This window comes from Leifsonia virtsii (assembly GCF_030433675.1).
GTDB lineage: Bacteria > Actinomycetota > Actinomycetes > Actinomycetales > Microbacteriaceae > Leifsonia > Leifsonia virtsii.
Genome location: NZ_JAROCB010000005.1, coordinates 238,613 through 255,544 on the forward strand (window position 1 = coordinate 238,613; position 16,932 = coordinate 255,544).

General features: G+C 69.2%; 18 protein-coding genes. 8 read left to right on the forward strand and 10 right to left on the reverse strand.

Annotation, left to right across the window (positions count from 1 at the left end; genetic code table 11):
• Window positions 1-23: 23 nt before the first annotated feature.
• Window positions 24-170: a hypothetical protein gene (locus P5G59_RS18095; RefSeq protein WP_301220412.1), complete on the reverse strand. Its 147-nt coding sequence runs from the start codon at window positions 168-170 to the stop codon at window positions 24-26.
• Window positions 171-260: 90 nt separating this feature from the next.
• On the opposite strand from P5G59_RS18095, the gene P5G59_RS18100 reads away from it, so the two are divergent.
• Window positions 261-722: a GNAT family N-acetyltransferase gene (locus P5G59_RS18100; RefSeq protein ID WP_301220413.1), complete on the forward strand. Its 462-nt coding sequence runs from the start codon at window positions 261-263 to the stop codon at window positions 720-722.
• Here the strand turns inward: P5G59_RS18100 and P5G59_RS18105 are convergent.
• On the reverse strand, window positions 719-1,276 hold the full coding sequence (locus P5G59_RS18105) for a TetR/AcrR family transcriptional regulator (RefSeq protein ID WP_301220414.1): 558 nt from the start codon (window positions 1,274-1,276) through the stop codon (window positions 719-721). The two genes, P5G59_RS18100 and P5G59_RS18105, sit on opposite strands and share 4 nt — an antisense overlap.
• 124 nt (window positions 1,277-1,400) lie before the next feature.
• Between P5G59_RS18105 and P5G59_RS18110 the strand changes: the two genes are divergently transcribed.
• Genes P5G59_RS18110 through P5G59_RS18120 form a run of 3 tightly spaced genes read left to right on the forward strand, consistent with a single transcriptional unit; the run spans window position 1,401 to window position 3,790 of the window.
• Window positions 1,401-1,967 (forward strand): hypothetical protein, encoded by a 567-nt coding sequence (locus tag P5G59_RS18110; RefSeq protein ID WP_301220415.1) that lies wholly within the window; start codon window positions 1,401-1,403, stop codon window positions 1,965-1,967.
• Window positions 1,964-3,454: a dihydrolipoyl dehydrogenase family protein gene (locus P5G59_RS18115; protein WP_301220416.1), complete on the forward strand. Its 1,491-nt coding sequence runs from the start codon at window positions 1,964-1,966 to the stop codon at window positions 3,452-3,454. The genes P5G59_RS18110 and P5G59_RS18115 overlap by 4 nt, the downstream gene beginning before the upstream one ends.
• Before the next feature lie 30 nt (window positions 3,455-3,484).
• Window positions 3,485-3,790, forward strand: a complete 306-nt coding sequence (locus P5G59_RS18120) for an EthD family reductase (protein WP_301220417.1) — start codon at window positions 3,485-3,487, stop codon at window positions 3,788-3,790.
• 13 nt (window positions 3,791-3,803) lie between these two features.
• On the opposite strand, the gene P5G59_RS18125 is transcribed toward P5G59_RS18120, so the two are convergent.
• Window positions 3,804-4,823, reverse strand: coding sequence for an aldo/keto reductase (locus P5G59_RS18125; RefSeq protein WP_301220418.1), 1,020 nt, complete (start codon window positions 4,821-4,823; stop codon window positions 3,804-3,806).
• A gap of 109 nt (window positions 4,824-4,932) precedes the next feature.
• Between P5G59_RS18125 and P5G59_RS18130 the strand changes: the two genes are divergently transcribed.
• Window positions 4,933-5,529 carry a TetR/AcrR family transcriptional regulator gene (locus tag P5G59_RS18130; RefSeq protein WP_301220419.1) on the forward strand — a complete coding sequence of 199 codons (597 nt, stop codon included), beginning with the start codon at window positions 4,933-4,935 and terminating at the stop codon, window positions 5,527-5,529.
• A gap of 12 nt (window positions 5,530-5,541) precedes the next feature.
• Here P5G59_RS18130 and P5G59_RS18135 read toward each other — a convergent pair whose 3' ends face one another.
• Window positions 5,542-7,134 carry an MFS transporter gene (locus P5G59_RS18135; RefSeq protein WP_301220420.1) on the reverse strand — a complete coding sequence of 531 codons (1,593 nt, stop codon included), beginning with the start codon at window positions 7,132-7,134 and terminating at the stop codon, window positions 5,542-5,544.
• Window positions 7,135-7,659: 525 nt separating this feature from the next.
• Between P5G59_RS18135 and P5G59_RS18140 the strand changes: the two genes are divergently transcribed.
• Window positions 7,660-7,932 carry a hypothetical protein gene (locus P5G59_RS18140; RefSeq protein WP_301220421.1) on the forward strand — a complete coding sequence of 91 codons (273 nt, stop codon included), beginning with the start codon at window positions 7,660-7,662 and terminating at the stop codon, window positions 7,930-7,932.
• 232 nt (window positions 7,933-8,164) lie between these two features.
• On the forward strand, window positions 8,165-9,103 hold the full coding sequence (locus P5G59_RS18145; RefSeq protein WP_301220422.1) for a DUF1214 domain-containing protein: 939 nt from the start codon (window positions 8,165-8,167) through the stop codon (window positions 9,101-9,103).
• 128 nt (window positions 9,104-9,231) lie between these two features.
• Here the strand turns inward: P5G59_RS18145 and P5G59_RS18150 are convergent, their stop codons facing one another.
• The 5 genes from P5G59_RS18150 to chvE form a co-directional block, all read right to left on the reverse strand.
• Window positions 9,232-9,600, reverse strand: coding sequence for a VOC family protein (locus P5G59_RS18150; protein ID WP_301220423.1), 369 nt, complete (start codon window positions 9,598-9,600; stop codon window positions 9,232-9,234).
• Window positions 9,601-9,701: 101 nt separating this feature from the next.
• A complete protein-coding gene (locus P5G59_RS18155; protein WP_301220424.1) occupies window positions 9,702-10,403 on the reverse strand; it encodes a helix-turn-helix transcriptional regulator in 702 nt (233 codons plus the stop codon).
• A 37-nt stretch (window positions 10,404-10,440) separates the two neighbouring features.
• Window positions 10,441-11,616 (reverse strand): multiple monosaccharide ABC transporter permease, encoded by a 1,176-nt coding sequence (mmsB, locus tag P5G59_RS18160; RefSeq protein ID WP_175335829.1) that lies wholly within the window; start codon window positions 11,614-11,616, stop codon window positions 10,441-10,443.
• On the reverse strand, window positions 11,613-13,157 hold the full coding sequence (gene mmsA, locus P5G59_RS18165; RefSeq protein ID WP_301220425.1) for a multiple monosaccharide ABC transporter ATP-binding protein: 1,545 nt from the start codon (window positions 13,155-13,157) through the stop codon (window positions 11,613-11,615). Before mmsA ends, mmsB begins: the two co-directional genes overlap by 4 nt.
• Window positions 13,158-13,229: 72 nt before the next feature.
• Window positions 13,230-14,351, reverse strand: coding sequence for a multiple monosaccharide ABC transporter substrate-binding protein (chvE, locus tag P5G59_RS18170; RefSeq protein WP_301220426.1), 1,122 nt, complete (start codon window positions 14,349-14,351; stop codon window positions 13,230-13,232).
• 308 nt (window positions 14,352-14,659) lie between these two features.
• On the opposite strand from chvE, the gene P5G59_RS18175 reads away from it, so the two are divergent.
• A complete protein-coding gene (locus P5G59_RS18175) occupies window positions 14,660-15,691 on the forward strand; it encodes a LacI family DNA-binding transcriptional regulator (protein WP_301220427.1) in 1,032 nt (343 codons plus the stop codon).
• 80 nt (window positions 15,692-15,771) lie between these two features.
• On the opposite strand, the gene mraY is transcribed toward P5G59_RS18175, so the two are convergent.
• Complete coding sequence (gene mraY / locus P5G59_RS18180) at window positions 15,772-16,878, reverse strand: phospho-N-acetylmuramoyl-pentapeptide-transferase (protein WP_301220428.1); 1,107 nt, start codon at window positions 16,876-16,878, stop codon at window positions 15,772-15,774.
• Window positions 16,879-16,932 lie beyond the last annotated feature (54 nt).

Genomic DNA, 16,932 nt, shown 5'->3' on the forward strand with positions numbered 1-16,932 from the left:
ACACCAGTGGCCTGCGAAGATTGTCAGGCGCGCAACAGGGAGCTGTCGACAACGGTGAAGGCATCGGACGCCTCCGCGGCGGCCTCCGCTTCGGACAGCTCGAAATAGACGCCCAGCACGGACGGGGTGATCTCGTGCGGCATCACGACGACGAATACGGGGACATCCACCCTTCGAGCTTCCTCCTTCCGTCCCGATCCGTACCGGGTTGACAAAGGGCGGCCCGTGTGAAGCAGGCGGATGCTGCCTAGACTGAGCCGATGGATGTGGAGCTCGGGCCGGCCGGGGAGGCCGACCTCCCCGCCGTCGAAGCCCTGGTGTGCGAGGCCTACAAGCCGTACACGGCCCGGATCGGACGACTCCCCGCGCCGATGCTCGTCGACTACGCCGCCGTGATCGCGGAGGGCAGGATGATGGTGGCCCGCCGCGGCCGGATCGTCGGGCTGCTCGTCTGCTCGCTGCATGAGGACCACCTCCTGGTGGAGAACCTCGCGGTCGCGCGCGAGGAGCGGGGGAGCGGCATCGGCTCGCTGTTGCTGGATGCGGCGGACGCGCAGGCGCGTGCCGCCGGCGTCCCGGAGCTCCGGCTGTACACGAACGAGAAGATGCATGAGAACCTCGCGTACTATCCACGCCGCGGCATCATCGAGACCGGCCGGGCCGAGCAGGACGGGTTTGCCCGCGTCTTCTTCGCCCGTCCGGTGGGAGCTGCGCCGGCCTAACGGCTCCCGGTGAGCGCGCGCGCACTCCGCAGGAACGACGCGGCGAGCGCGTCGGCCGCGTCGAGGTAGCCGGCGACCATCGCCCCGTCGCGGATGAGCATGAGGTCGTCGGCGACCGCGTGCGCATCCGGGAGGCCGAGCGGCCCCACGATCTGCTCGAACGTCGCCTTGCACCAGGCGCGGTGGGCGTCGACGGTGAGCCGGACGGCGCTCGCCGCATCCGGGTACTCGGCGGCGGCGTTGATGAACGGGCAGCCGCGGAAGCCCTGTAGGCAGGCGAACTCGCCGAGCTGGGCGGCGATGAGCTGGAACACGCGATCGGGGTCGCCCTCGGCCGCCGCGATCGCGCCGAGGATGCCGTCTCGCTCCTGTTCCGCGCGCCGCTCGAGGTGCGCGACGACGAGGTCGTCCTTGCTCTTGAAGTGCCGGTAGAAGGTGACCTTGGTCGTGCCGGCGCGCTCGATGACCTTGTCCACGCTGACCGCGCGGAGTCCCTCCGCGTAGAACAGTTCCGTCGCGGCGTCGACCAGCCGGTCCCGGATCGACGTCTTCACGCTCCCGATCATAAGTGCTCCTCGTGGGCCGCTTGCGTTCGTGCCCGGCCTCTGGCTATGGTGTGAATCGTTGTAGAGTTACTAGTCATTCTACATCTATTCATCTCGCTGAAGAAAGAAGCTCATGACCACGACCACCCCGGATACGCGGCCCGCGACGATCGCGTCGGCGCTGCGAGCCCTCTACTTCGTCCGCTTCGGTTTCGCCATCGTCTGGGCGATCCTCATCGCATTGACCGCCGCGTCGGTGACGCCGCTGACCGCGAGCCTGCTGGTGCTGTATCCCTTGTTCGACGTCGTCGCCGCGGTGATCGACCACCGCGCATCGCGGGGCACCCGGTCGGCTGGGCTCCTGTACGTCAACATGGCGTTGAGCGTCCTCGCGGCCGTCGGCCTCGTCTTCGCGGCCGGTTCCGGGCGGTCGGCCGTGCTCCTGGTCTGGGGGCTGTGGGCGATCACCGCCGGTGTCGTCCAGCTGATCGTCGGCATCTCGCGGCGCTCGCTCGGCGGCCAGTGGCCGATGATCCTGAGCGGCGGCATCTCCGTCTTCGCGGGCGCCGGGTTCGCGCTGCAGTCGGCCGGCGCGGGCGCCTCGCTCGTGAGCCTGGCCGGGTACGCCACGCTCGGCGGCATCTTCTTCCTGGTGTCGGCGATCCGTCTGTCGCGCGCCTCGAAGGCGGAAGCCCGATGAGCGCCGACGTTTACGACGTCATCGTGATCGGTGCGGGCCCGGTCGGCGAGAACGTCGCAGACCGTGCGGTGCAGGGCGGCCTGACCGCCGTGATCGTGGAGGCCGAGCTGGTCGGAGGCGAGTGCTCGTACTGGGCGTGCATGCCGACCAAGGCGCTCCTGCGCGACGCCGCCGCGCTCCGTGCGGCCCGCAGCCTCCCGGGCGCGGCCGCGGCGATCACCGGAGAGCTCGACACCGCCGCAGTGCTGGAGCGACGCGACCGGTTCGCGGCGCACTGGCACGACGACGGGCAGGTCTCGTGGCTCGAGGGCGCCGGGATCGCACTGGTCCGCGGTCACGGGCGTCTCCTGGGCGAGCGGACGGTCGCCGTCACCGGACCCGACGGCGGCACCACCGTCCTACAGGCCCGGCACGCCGTGGTCGTCGCGACGGGCACGAGCCCCGCGGTCCCGCCCATCCCCGGGCTCGCCGATGCGAAGCCGTGGACGAGCCGCGCCGCCGTGTCCGCCGAGCGCATCCCGGAGCGCCTCGCGATCATCGGCGGCGGAGTCGTCGGTGCCGAGCTGGCCACCGCCTACAGCGCCTTCGGCACGGCCGTGACGCTCATCGCGCGGGATGGGCTGCTGCCTCGCGTCGAGCCGTTCGCCGCCGAGCAGGTCGCGTCAGCGCTCGCCGCGGACGGCGTCCGCCTCCTGGTCGGCGCCGAGCCCGTCGAGGTGTCGCGTGAGGAGGACGGCTCCGTGCGGATCGCTCTCGCCGACGGCGGGATCGTCCGCGCGGACGAGGTGCTCGTCGCGACCGGCCGCCGTGCGAACACCGGCGACATCGGGCTGGAGGCCGTCGGCCTCGCGCCGGGAGCCTGGCTCACGGTGGATGAGACCCTGCGCGTGGTGGACGAGACCGGCACCCCCGTGGCGGGTGGCGGGCTCTACGCGACGGGCGACGTCAACGGCCGCGCCCTCCTGACCCATCAGGGCAAGTACCAGGCCCGCGCGGCGGGCGACGTGATCGCCGCCCGCGCGGTCGGCGGCGACGTCGACGACGCGCCCTGGGGACGCCACGCGGCGACCGCCGACCACCTTGCGGTGCCTCGGGTGATCTTCACGCATCCCGAGATCGCGTCGGTGGGCCACACGCTCGCCAGCGCGACGGCGGCAGGGCTCCGCGTGCGCCCGGTCGAGTACGACCTCGGCGCGGTCGCGGGGGCATCCCTGCACGCCGACGGCTATACCGGCCGGGTCGGGATGCTGATCGACGAGGACGCCGGAACGATCGTCGGCTTCACCGCCGTCGGCCCCGACACCGCCGAGCTCGTGCACGCCGCTACGGTGGCCGTCGCCGGCCAGGTGCCGCTAGAACGGCTGTGGCACGCCGTCCCGGCCTACCCGACGATGAGCGAGCTCTGGCTGCGGCTGCTGGAGACCGCCGGCAGCGAGACCCGCGTGAGGACGCGGTCCACCCACCAGCTCGTCACGAGCGACCGATAAGAACCACCCATAAGAGAAGGAAGACGGACCATGCCCACCAAGATCACCCTCATCATCGACAACCCGGCCGACCCCGCCGCCTTCGAGGAGGCGTACGCGGAGGTCGAGTCCCTTGCCCGCCGGCTGCCCGGCCTCCGCCGGACCGAGGCGGCGAAGGTGTGGCCGAAGGAGGACGGCACTCCTACCCCGGCCCACCGCACCCTCGACCTCTACTTCGACAGCTACGAGGACGCGTCGGCCGCGGTCGCCACTCCCGTCGCCGGCGAGTTCTTCCAGCGCCTCATCGGGACGGGCACCCCGTTCACCGGCCTGTTCTCGGAGATCGCCGAGGACTGAACGTCGCTCTCGCTCACGCCGCCGAGCGGTCTTCGGGCCGCCGGCGGCGGAGCGACGCGTCGACGATCGGCGGCGTGTTGTACTCCTGGTCCATCCGGCCGACGCCGGTTCCGGGCGGGACGATTTCGTCGATCCGGTCGAGCAGCTCGTCCGAGAGCTCGACGTCCGCTGCGGCCAGGAGGTCGTCGAGCTGCTCCATGGTGCGGGGGCCGATGAGTGCCGCCGTCACGCCGGGATGCGCGATGACGAAGGCGAGCGCCAGGTGCGTGAGCGGGATCCCGGCCTCCTCGGCCAGCGGGATGAACCGCTCCACCGCGTCGATGCGGCGCTCGTCGCGGAGGGCGGCGAACAGCCCGACGCGACGGAGGTCGGTGTCCTGCCCGCGCCGCACCCGGCCCGTCAGCATCCCGCTGGCGAGCGGACTCCAGATCACGGTGCCCATGCCGTAGCGCTGGGCGACGGGCAGCACCTCCCGCTCGACCGTGCGGTCGAGCAGCGAGTAGTGCGGCTGCTCGACGCGGAAGCGCTCGAGGCCGCGGCGCTCGGCCGTCCACTGCGCCTCGACGATCTCGGAGGCCGGCATGTCCGACGACCCGATCGTGCGCACCTTGCCGCTGCGCACGAGGTCCGTCATCGCCGAGAGCGTCTCCTCGATATCGGTCTGCGGGTCGGGGCGGTGCAGCTGGTACAGGTCGAGGTGGTCGGTCTGCAGCCGGCGTAGGGAGTTCTCGACGGCGGTCATGATCCAGCGGCGGGAGCCGCCGCGATCGTTGACGTCGTCGCCGATGGGGCGCGCGAACTTCGAGGCGAGCACGACCTCGTCGCGGCGTCCTTTGAGTGCGCGGCCGACCATCTCCTCCGAGTCGCCGTACGCGTCGGCGGTGTCGACGAGGTTGATGCCGGCGTCGAGCGCGCGGCCCATCATCCGGTTCACGTCGTCCTGGTCGCTGTTGCCGAACGAGCTGAACATCATGGCGCCCAGCGCGAAGGGCGAGACGTGGATGCCGGTGCGGCCGAGCGGGCGGTACTTCATGGTCTCCTCCAGTCGATGTCCGGGTGCCGATCGCGGTAGGATCGGCTAAGCGGAACACTCGTCCGCAACTATACGGAACATTGTTCCGTTTGTCACGCGAAGGAACAGGATGACCGTGCCAGACGAGCGCACCGCCGCACCTGCGCGGCGCAAGCGCGCCGATGCGGTGCGCAACACCGAGGTCGTGCTCGAGGCGGCGAAGTCGGCGTTCGCCGAGCTCGGGGTGGATGCGCCCATGCGCGACATCGCCGCGCGCGCCGGGGTCGGCGTCGGCACGATCTACCGCAACTACCCGCAGCGCTCCGACCTCATCATCGCCGTCTTTCGCCGCGAACTGGAGGACACCGGCGCGGAGGCCGAGCGTCTCGCGGCGGCGCACCCTCCCGCGGAGGCGCTGCGGCTCTGGGCGGACCGCCTCGGCCGTTTCGTGGCGACTAAGCGCGGCTTCGCGAGCGCGCTGCATTCGGGCGACCCCGCCTATGCGCCGCTGCCCGGGCAGTTCCTCGGGGTGCTCGCCCCGAAGGTGCAGAGCATCCTGGACGCGGGGGCGGCCGACGGCACCATCCGGCCGGGCCTGCGTGCCGAGGACCTCATCCACGCGCTCGCCCGCCTCGCGGACGACCGGGTCGGAGACGCCGACGGGCGGCCGGGCCGGATGATCGGCGTGCTGCTCGACGGGGTGACCGTGCCCGCTCAGGCGGGCTGAGCGCGGCTCCCGTCACTTCGCGGCGGCGACCGGCTCGCCCGTCGGCACCGTCTTGGGCAGGTTGCGCGAGAAGAACAGGGCACCGCACGAGATCAGTGCGATCGTCGCGAAGGAGAGCCGGAGCGCGGCCAACTGCGACTCCGAGTACAGGTTCTGCAGGGTCGCGCTGTCGGAGGACGAGAGCCCGTGGTCGGACGCGATCTTCGGAACCTCTGAGACGGCCACGACGCCGACGCCGTGCTGCGTCTCCTGCTGCACCTGCGTCTGCACGTCCTGCGGGAGCTCGCTCGCGGCGACGGCGCCGGCGAACGACGTCGAGAGCGCGGCGATCATCACCGAGCCGACCACCGCCGTCCCGAGCGACGAGCCGAGGTTCTGGAAGACGCCCTGGATGCCGCCCGCCTCACTCAGCTGATCGGGCCCGACCGACGACATCGTGACGTTGCCGAGCTGGGATGCCAGGAGGCCGAGCGCGGCGCCGGCCACGAACATCCCGACGCCGAAGCTCCAGCTGTCGAGCTGAGGGTCCACCGCTGCGAGCAGCACCAGGCTCGCCCCGACGAGGGCCAGCTGGCCGATGCGCGCGATGCGCCGGGGTGCGACGCGCTTGGCGAGCACCGTGCCGAGGATGGAGAACAGGACGAGCGCGATCGACAGCGGGAAGATCTTCAGCCCCGTCGAGAGCGCGTCGAGGCCGAGGGTGAGCTGCAGGTACATCGGCACCACGAAGAAGAGACCGGCCGTCACCGTGTACTGCAGGCCCAGGCTTCCGACGCCGGCGCGCAACTGCGTGATGCGCAGGAGGGACGGGTCGAGCAGCGGCGGCCGCCCCCGCCGGATCAGCGCACGCTGCCGCAGGAAGAACAGCCACAGCACCACCGCTCCGCCCGACACGAGGAACGGGACGGGGGAGAGGCCGAGCACGGTCACGTCGGTGTTCGGGAGCAGCCAGCCCCAGACCTTCGTCTGCAGGAGTCCCCACACCACGAGCACGAGGCCCAGCGCGGACAGCAGCACGGAGAGGGCGTCGATGCGGACGCGCTCGCGCTGGCCGCTGTCGTGCACCAGCCCGCTGAACATCAGCACGATGGCCATGATGACCACTTCGCCCGCGAACACGTACCGCCAGCTGGCGTAGGTGGTGAGGAACCCGCCGATCAGCGGCCCCACCGCCACCGCGACGCCCGAGGCCGCGCCGATGACGGCGAAGGCGGTCACGCGGGCGTGGCCGGAGTAGTTGTCGGCGATGAGTGCTGCGATCGCCGGGATGACCAGCACGGCGCCGAGCCCCTCGACCACCGACCACCCGACGAACAGCACGACGATGTTGGGGCTGAGCGCCGTCGTCCCGGACCCCACCGCGTAGACGATGGAGCCGATGATGAGCGCCCGCCGCCGGCCCCAGATGTCGCCCAGCTTCGCCCCGAGCAGCATGAACGCCGCCATGGTCAGCGTGTAGAAGGTGATCGTGGTCTGCATCGCGGCGATCGTGGTGTGCAGGTCGCGCACCACCGTCGAGATGGACACGTTCATCACCGTGCTGTCGAGCACCATCACGAACTGCGCGGCGCCGAGCACCGTCACCGCACCCCACCGCTCAGCCATCGCGTGACCTCCCGCCGACACGCGGAGGCTAGCATCGCCGCCGGGCCGCGCGCGACGGGGCGGTTACCGGGAGGCGCCGCACGGTGGATGCCGCCGGCCGATAACGCACGGCGGCGATCGCCTCACGCGTCGTCGTTTCGCGATATCCCCGTGCGGGCGTGATCTGCGAAGCGCTTGAGGCACCATCACCGGGCAGATCTGCGGGCGTGTCTCACGGGAATCGGTGGCCGCGGGCGTCAAATACCCGCCGAACGCGGACAGGGGTCGGGTCGCATGCCGCATTGGTGGACCGGCTTACGCACGGTGGAGGCCTCGGCAGACAACACGCATCCCCATACGATGGCTGCAACGTCCGATTGGAGAAGACATGCTCGTTGATCAAGCTGCGTCGGTCGAACAAAGCTGTCAGGCGGGCGCATCGTGACGTTCTTCTCCCAGGAGCCTCTGCCTCGCGAGCGCCCAGCCGAGCGGTCGAGCGAGTCGCTCCGGTCGGTCGTTCACGCTGTCGGAGGGATGGGGCTCATAGTGCTCCCGATCATCCTCGTCGTCGCATCGCTGATGACAGCGTCCCAGAAATGGGGGTACACGGCGGATGCTGAGCGCGCCGCGATCGACGCGAAGGCGTTCCCTCTCATGATCGCCGCCGGTCTCATCATGGCGGTCAGCGCGATTGCAGTATTTGTGCTGCGAGCCGCAGTTCGCGGCCGGTTTGGTGGCGGCAACGCCTGGGTGATCCTTGCGGTGCTGGCTCTTCCGGTGGCGCTCGGTCTAACCGTCACCGGCGCAGCGAACCTCTGACGCCACGCGGCTGCCGGCAGAGGCGACAGCCGCGTGGCGGGAGACGACGACGCGGAGGATGGGCGAGGCGAACTCGTCGAGAATGAGCTCGCCCCATCGGCGGCGAGACGCGAGCCCCTTCCGCGATGATCGCCCCACGGGGTTCTCTGGGATTGTCTTGAGGCCCCTTACACTCTCGCCGGTTACCGATGATTTCCCTGTGCTTCAAGGACGTCGAGGTGATGATCTCGGCATGGGTGTCGTGGTGAACGTGGACAACTTCGCTCGGGCGGAGACGCATCGGATGATGCGGGATCTGCAGCAGGCCGCCGGGGGAGTCAACCGGTTCGACCATCGCCGGGAGCCGGCCGCGATCGACAAGCAGACGGTGATCCGGATGAACCGGGACACGCTCTACAGTTCCGCGATCGTCGATGTCACCGGTGGGGCGACGCTGAGCATCCCGGAGCATGGGAACCGGTACCTCTCGGCGATGGTGGTGAACGAGGAGCATTACGTGAACGCCGTCTTCCACGAACCGGGACGGTACGAGCTGACCCAGGAGCAGTTCGGGTCGGCGTACGTGCAGGTCGTCGTGCGCATCCTGGTGAGTCCGGACGATCCGGAGGACGTCGCCACCGTCGCCGCCCTCCAGGACCGCATCGGGCTCGAGGCAGGCTCGTCGACACCATTCGCGATGCCCGACTACGACCAGCGGAGCCTGGACGAGACCCGGGAGGCGCTGCTCGCCCTGGCCCGGAACCTCACCGAGTTCGAAGGAGCGTTCGGCGCCGAGGGCGAGGTCGACCCGGTCCGTCACCTGATCGGCACCGCCGCAGGGTTCGGCGGTCTTCCCGCGACGGAGGCCCGCTACATCCACGTGGAGCCGCAGCTTCCGGTCGGACAGCACGAGCTGACCGTCGGCGAGGTGCCGGTCGACGGGTTCTGGTCGGTGACCGTCTACAACGCTCATGGCTTCTTCGAACCCAACGACCGCGACTCGTACAGCGTCAACAACCTCACCGGTGCGCCGAACCCGGACGGGACGATCACCATCCGCTTCGGCGACTACCCGCCCAATGTACCGAACGCGATCCCCACTCCCGAGGGATGGAACTACGCCGTCCGGCTCTACCGGCCCCGCGCCGAGATCCTCGACGGAAGGTGGGTCTTCCCGTCACTGCGGGAGTGACCGGCCCGATAGCGCCCGCCGTCGCGCGAGACGAGAGACCAGCGCTAAGGTCGTATGCGGCTCGGCCGTCCGGTAGCCGATCGGCTATCGGACGCCAGTCGCAGCTTGTTGCGGTCGGCGGTTTCCGATCACGCCGGCCGGCTGAACAGGTTGACGAGGTTGCCGTCGGGGTCGCGGAAGAGCGCGGAGCGGTTGCCCCACGGCATCGTCGTCGGAGGGAGCACCACGTCCGCGAGCGACGACTTCAGGCGGCCGTACTCGGCGTCGACGTCCGGGACCTCGAACTCGACGACGATCGAACGGTTCGCGGCGGGCGCCAGGGCGTCGCCGAGCATCGCCACTGTCGCCGGCGCCGCGATCGCGAGGGTCGCGCCGGGCCCGGCGAACTGGGCGAAGACAGGGGCGAGGCGTTCCGCGGTCAGTCCCGTGACGCGCTCGTAGAACGCGGCGAGACGGTCGACGTCGTCGGTGATGATGCGGATGGATGCGAACGGCACGGTGACCTCCGGGTGGTGGATGGATGCGGCCCGAGCGGACCGGCCCCATCAGCCTCCCCGGGGGTCGCGACAGCGTCCTGTCGGTGTTTCGCCGAATCCACTCACCGCGGGTCGTCGAGGATCGGCCGCAGCGTGCCGAACGGGATGTCGAGCTCCTCCCGCCGGAGGGTCCGCGCCGGGGGCCGCTCATCCGTCACCTCGATCGACACCACGCGGTCTCCCCGGAACGCGCGGACGCCGTCGCGCAGGCGGCACCAACCGATGAGGTACCAGTCGCCGCCCTTGCCGATCGAGCCGAGCGGCTCCACCTCGCGGTGGGTGAGCGCGCCGTCCCGGTCTCGGTAGGTCAGGCGGATGACCCGGTCGGCTCGCAGCGAGGCGGCGAACTCGGGCACGACGGACCGCTCGTCGTCGGCCTCGAGCAGGTGGATGCGAGACGCGGTGGAGGCCGCCCGGCGCGCGTCCTCGTCCGGCATCACGGCGAGCACCTTGCGCTGCGCGGAGCCGGCCGCCTGCCGGAACGGGCCCCGGCGGAGGGTGCCGAGCCCGATCAGCACGGCGAGGGCCTCATCCGGGGTGAACCCCATCGGCCCGAGCGTCGCCGCCGCGTCGATCGTGTAGCCGCCGGTGCGCCCCTGCTCCGCCCAGATCGGCACCCCGGCCTCCTGCAGCGAGCCCAGGTCGCGCTCGATGGTGCGCACCGACACGTCGAAGCGCCCGGCGAGCCACCGGGCGCTTCGAGGGCGCGGCGCCGCCGCGCGAAGCTCCTCGACCAGGGCGTACAGGCGATCGGTGCGGTTCACACAGCGATCATCCCGCACACCCCGGCGAGGACGCGCCTCACGCGGTGACCGACCGCCGCTTGTTGTACACGTCGAACGCGACGGCCGCGAGCAGCACCAGGCCCTTGATGAGGAGCTGGTAGTCGCTGTCGATGCCGAGGATGGACATGCCGTTGTTCAGCACGCCGATGATCAGACCACCGATGATCGCGCCAGGGACCGTTCCGATGCCGCCGGTGACCGCCGCGCCTCCGATGAAGACGGCGGAGATCGCATCCAGCTCGAACCCGTTTCCTGCGCTCGGGCTCGCCAGGTTGAGGCCGGCGGTGAACACCAGGCCCGCGACCGCCGAGAGCACGCCCATGTTGACGAACAGCAGGAACGTGACGCGCTTGGTCTTGACGCCCGATAGCGCGGCCGCGGCGAGGTTGCCGCCGATGGCGTAGATGTGCCGGCCGAACACCGAGCGGTTCATGATCGCCGAGTAGCCGACCACCAGCACCGCCAGGATGATGAGCACGATCGGCGTGCCGTTGTAGCTGGCGAGCAGCACCGTGATGATGAGCACGAGCAGCACCAGGAACGCGAGCTTGACCAGGAACCACCACAGCGGCTCGTCCTCGAGGTCGTACTTGCGGCGCACCGCCCGCTGGCGGAGAGCGTTTCCGACGATCGCGATGCTGGCGAGCAGGCCGAGGATCATCGTCAGCGGCTCGTAGCCGGTCGTCCCGAAGGCCGGGAGGAAGCCGGAGCCGATCGCGCGGAACTCCTTCGGGAAGAACGAGATCTGCTGGTTGCCGAGCGCGATCTGGGCTGCACCGCGGAACGCCAGCATGCCCGCCAGTGTCACGATGAACGCGGGGATGCCGAAGTACGCGATCCAGAACCCCTGCCAGGCGCCGACGAGCGCGCCCAGAATCAGGCAGAACAGCACGGCGAGCGGCCACGGCAGGTGCCATTGCGAGATGAACACACCGGCCATGGCGCCGATGAACGCCACCACGCTGCCCACCGACAGGTCGATGTGGCCCGCGATGATGACCATCACCATGCCGATCGCGAGGATCAGGATGTAGCTGTTCTGCACGATCAGGTTCGACACGTTGATCGGCGCCAGCGTGATGCCGCCCGTGGCGATCTGGAAGAACACCACGATCGCGATCAGGGTGATGAACAGGCCGACCTGGCGCAGCTGCCCGGTGAGGTAGTTCAGGGCTTTGGTGAGCGATTTCATGCGGTCTTCTTCTCGCGTTCCTGGGTCATGAATTGCATGAGGTATTCGGCGGTGGCCTTCTCCCGCGGCACATCGGCGGTGATCCGGCCCTCGCTGAGCGTGTAGATGCGGTCGCAGATGCCGAGCAGCTCCGGCAGCTCGGAGGAGATCACGACGATCCCCTTGCCCTGGTCCGCGAGCTTGTCGATGATCGTGTAGATCTCGTACTTGGCGCCGACGTCGATGCCGCGCGTGGGCTCGTCGAGGAAGAGCACGTCCGGGTCGGAGTACATCCACTTCGACAGCACGACCTTCTGCTGGTTGCCGCCGGAGAGCTTGCCGGTGATCGCCAGGACGCTGGGCGTCTTGATGTTCATCGACCGCCGGTACTCCTCAGCGACCAGGGTCTCCCGCTGCTCGTTGATGAACTTGAACCAGTTGACGAGCTTGTCCAGCGCCGCGATGGAGATGTTGCGCTGGATGTTGTCGATCAGGTTCAGCCCGAAGTGCTTGCGGTCCTCCGTCGAGTAGGCGAGGCCGTTGTCGATCGCCTTGGACACGGTGCTCACCGAGATCGGCTTGCCCCGCTTGTAGACCTGGCCGCTGATGCCGACGCCGTAGCTGCGGCCGAAAATGCTCATCGCGAGCTCGGTGCGGCCGGCGCCCATGAGCCCGGCGATGCCGACGATCTCGCCGGCGCGCACCGTGAAGCTGACGTCGTCGACGACCTTCCTGGTGCGGTCGAGCGGGTGGTGCACCGTCCAGTTCTCCACCCGGAGCAGCTCCTCGCCGATGTGTGGCACGTGGTCGGGGAAGCGGCTCGCCACATCCCGGCCCACCATCCCCTTGATGATGCGCTCCTCGCTGGTGCCCTCCTGGCCCATCTCGAGCGTCTCGATCGTGTGGCCGTCGCGGATGATCGTCACCCGGTCGGCGATCGCTTTGATCTCGTTGAGCTTGTGGCTGATGATGATCGACGTGATGCCGTGCGACTGCAGCTGGCGGATCAGCTCCAGCAGGTGGGCGGAGTCGTCGTCGTTGAGCGCGGCGGTCGGCTCGTCCAGGATGAGGATCTTCACCTCCTTGGACAGCGCCTTGGCGATCTCGACGAGCTGCTGCTTGCCGACGCCGATGTCCTTGATCTTGGTGATCGGGTTCTCGTGCAGTCCGACGCGCTCGAGCAGCTTCGCCGCCTCGAGGTTCGTCTCGTTCCAGTCGATGAAGCCGCGCTTCTGCCGCTCGTTGCCGAGGTAGATGTTCTCGGCGATCGACAGGTACGGCGACAGCGCGAGCTCCTGGTGGATGATGCCGATGCCGGCCTCCTCCGAGTCGTTGATCGACCGGAACTCCACCGGCTCGCCGTTCAAGACGATCTCGCCCTCGAACGTGCCGTGCGGGTAGACGCCCGACAGCACCTTCATGAGGGTGGACTTGCCTGCGCCGTTCTCGCCGCAGATCGCGTGGACGGATCCCTCCTCGACGCTGATCGAGACATCCTCCAGTGCTTTCACACCGGGGAAGGATTTCGAGATGTTGCGCATCTCGAGGATCGTGTTGGCCATGGTCTCCCTTGCTTCGCGAATGAGGTCCGGGCGGGCGCGTCGCGCGCGCCCGCCCGGACCGTGCGGCCGGTGCTACTGCAGTTCGGATTCCTTGTAGTAGCCGCTGTCGACGAGGACCTCCTTGTAGTTGTCCTTCGTGACGACGACCGGCTGGAACAGGTAGCTCGGGACGACCTTGACCTTGTTGTCGTAGCTCTTGGTGTCGTTGACCTCCGGCTTCTTGCCCGTCAGCAGGTCGTTCGCCATCTTGGCGGCCTCGTTGGCGAGCTTGCGGGTGTCCTTGTAGATCGTCGAGTACTGCGTGCCGGCGATGATCTGCTTGACGCTGGCGACCTCGGCGTCCTGACCGGTGATGATCGGGATCTGCTTGCCGCCCTGACCGTAGCCTGCGCCTTCGAGCGCGCTCAGGATGCCGTCGGACAGGCCGTCGTAGGGCGAGAGCACGCCCTGGACCGTGGCGCCCGTGGAGTACGACTTGGCGATCAGGTCCTGCATGCGGGCCTTGGCCGTCGCCGGGTCCCAGCGCAGGATGGCGACCTGGTTGAAGTTCGTCTGGCCGCTCTTGACGACCAGCGTGCCGTCGGCGATGTACGGCTTCAGGGTGTCCATCGCGCCGTTGTAGAAGAACGTGGCGTTGTTGTCGTCGGGGCTTCCGGCGAACACCTCGATGTTGAACGGGCCCTTCTGGCCGGTCTTCTTGCCGTCCTTGTCGAGCACGCCCAGGCCGGTGAGGAGCGAGTTGGCCTGGTAGACGCCGACCTTGTAGTTGTCGAACGAGACGTAGTAGTCGACGTTCTTGTCGCCGGTGAGGAGGCGGTCGTACGAGATGACCTTGATGCCCGCCTTGGCGGCGGCGTCGAGCTGGTCGGTCAGCGATCCACCGTCGATGGACGCGACGATGAGCACCTTCGCGCCCTTCGTGATCATCGTGTTGACCTGCTGCACCTGGGTCGGGATGTCGTTGTTGGCGTACTCGAGGTCGACCTTGTAGCCGTTCTTCTCGAGGTCCGACTTGACCGCATTGCCGTCCGCGATCCAGCGCTCGGACACCTTGGTCGGCATGGCGACGCCGACGAGGGCGCCCTTGTTGTCGGTGGTGGAGGAGTTGTCCCCTCCGCGGCCGCCGGAGCATGCGGCGAGTGCGACCGCGACGCCGAGTGCCGCGGCGGCGAGTGCGACTTTCCTGAACTTCACTGTGATTCCCTTCGAGCGGTGAGGCGACCGGTGCGCCCGATGCGCAGGGGTTCGCCGGGCTCGGAACTGTCACGCGCCCGTCGGCCAGCGTGCGACGGGGTGACGCAGGTGCGACCGCGGCTGTGCGATCGGGGTGCTGACATCGGCGACTCCCTCGTCGTATGCTGGGCCGTACGCGATATATGTGACCGGTCCCAGAACGGGTTAGACGTTATGACCCCGACCCCGGATCAGTCAAGTGCTTCGGCCAAATATGATGAGCGAAATCGCGCGGCACTGTCGCCGAACCCCACGACGGAACAGGACGTATGGAAGAACCGGGACCCGGCGAGAAGCGCGCGCTCTCCATCCGGGACATCGCCCGGCTGGCCGGCGTCTCGCGTCAGACGGTGTCGCGGGTGCTCAACGGCGAGCGGTACATCAAGCCGTCCACCGAGGCCCAGGTGCGCAAGGTCATCGAGGAGCACTCCTGGCGTCCGAACAGCGCGGCGCGGGCCCTCGCGACCGCCCGCTCGCGGACCGTCGGGCTGCTCGTGTCGGCCCGGTCCCACTACGGCCCGTTCAGTGCTGCCACGGCGATCGACGAGGCGGCGAGGAACCGCGGGTACGCCATCCTGACCGCCACCCTCGCCCGGGAGGACGACGAGAGCATCAGCGCGGCGCTCGACGCCTTCGTGGCGCAGGGCGTGGAGGGCGTCGTGGTGATCGCGCCGCAGCAGCGGGCGCACGAGGCGCTGCAGCGCGTGACGTTCAAGGTGCCGCTGGTGAGCCTGCACTGGAAGAGCGCGGGCGACGACCGCGTGGCCGCCTTCGACCAGCTCGCCGGGGCCCGGCTCGCCACCCGGCACCTCATCGAGCTCGGCCACACGCGCATCCGGCACCTGGCCGGCCCCCAGGACTGGAGCGAGGCGGAGGACAGGATGAACGGCTTCCTCGCCGAGCTCAACGACCACGATCTGCCCGTGACGGCGCCGATCCTGGGCGACTGGACGGCCGACCTGGGCTACGAGGTCGGCCTCAAGATCTTGCACTTCCCTGACTTCACGGCGATCTTCGCCTCGAACGATCAGATGGCGCTCGGCCTCATGCACGCCGCGGCGGACTTGGGTGTCGCGGTGCCGGAGCAGCTCAGCATCGTCGGCTTCGACGACATCCCGGAGGCGAAGCACTACTCGCCGCCGCTCACCACGGTCCGTCAGGACTTCGGCTGGCTCGGTGCCCGCGCGATCGCGGTGCTGCTGGCACAGATCGAGGGCGAGGACACCGGGCCGCCGGCGGAGTTCCCGGTGCCGCAGCTCATCGTGCGCGCGAGCACGGCGCCGCCGCCTCCCGGCCGCTGACCCGCCGCCTCGCCGCATATTCGTGCCGAATGTGCGCTATTGCGCCGCGAAAGCGCACATTCGGCACGAATGGCGTGGCGTCAGGCGAGCCACTCGAGGTAGAAGGCGCCGAGGCCGACGGCGACGAGGATGCCGGCGACGATCCAGAGGCGCACCACGATCGTCACCTCACGCCAGTTCATCAGCTCGAAGGTGTGGTGGATGGGCGTCATCAGGAAGAGCCGCTTGCCACCGGTGGCCTTGAAGTAGGCGCGCTGGACGATGACCGACCCGGCCTCGATGACGAACAGTCCGCCGATCAGGAGCAGCAGCAACTCGGTGCGCGTCTCGATGGCGAGCGCGCACAGCGCGCCGCCGAGACCGAGCGCGCCGGTGTCGCCCATGATGATCTTCGCGGGGTTGGTGTTCCACCACAGGAAGCCGACGAGAGCGCCGCAGATCGCGGCCGCGACGATCGCCAGCGACAGCGGGTCGGCCGTGGCGTAGCACTGGGCGACGTTGTCCGGGTGCAGCCTGCCGCCCGCACACGCCTGGCTGAACTGCCAGAAGCCGATGAACACGTACGCGCCGAGCGAGAGGATGGAGGCGCCGGTGGCGAGCCCGTCCAGCCCGTCCGCGAGGTTCACGCCGTTGGTGGCCGCCGCGGCGAGCACGTTGACCCACAGGATGTAGAGCACGACGCCGATGGCCGGGATGGCGGTGGCGAAACGCGCGAGATCCAGCGCCGGGATGTCTCGGATCGCCGAAATCGCCGTGGAGGCCGGCGTCAGCCCGTTCGTGGCCGGGAGCTGCACCGCCAGGATCGCGTACACCGTTCCGACGGCCAGCTGCCCGGCGATCTTCGACCAGCCGCCGAGGCCCAGGCTGCGCTGGTTGCGCACCTTCAGGAAGTCGTCCACGAAGCCGACGGCGGCCATCCCGACCAGCATCAGCAGCACGAGCAGCGACGACGGCGTGATGCCGTCCCCGCCGTTCAGCAGCGCGGCGACGAAGAAGCCGAACAGCGTCGCCAGGATGAATACGATGCCGCCCATGGTCGGCGTCCCGCGCTTGACGTGGTGCGACTGCGGGCCGTCCTCGCGGATGTACTGGCCGAGCTCCAGCCTCCGGAACAGACGGATGAAGGCCGGGGTCAGCAGGAGCGAGAAGAGCAGCGACAGGCTGGCGGCGGTCAGAAGGGTCCCCACCCCGTCATCCTGCCAGGTCGCCGGAGGGCCCGCAGACTCACCGGGCCGCTGTGC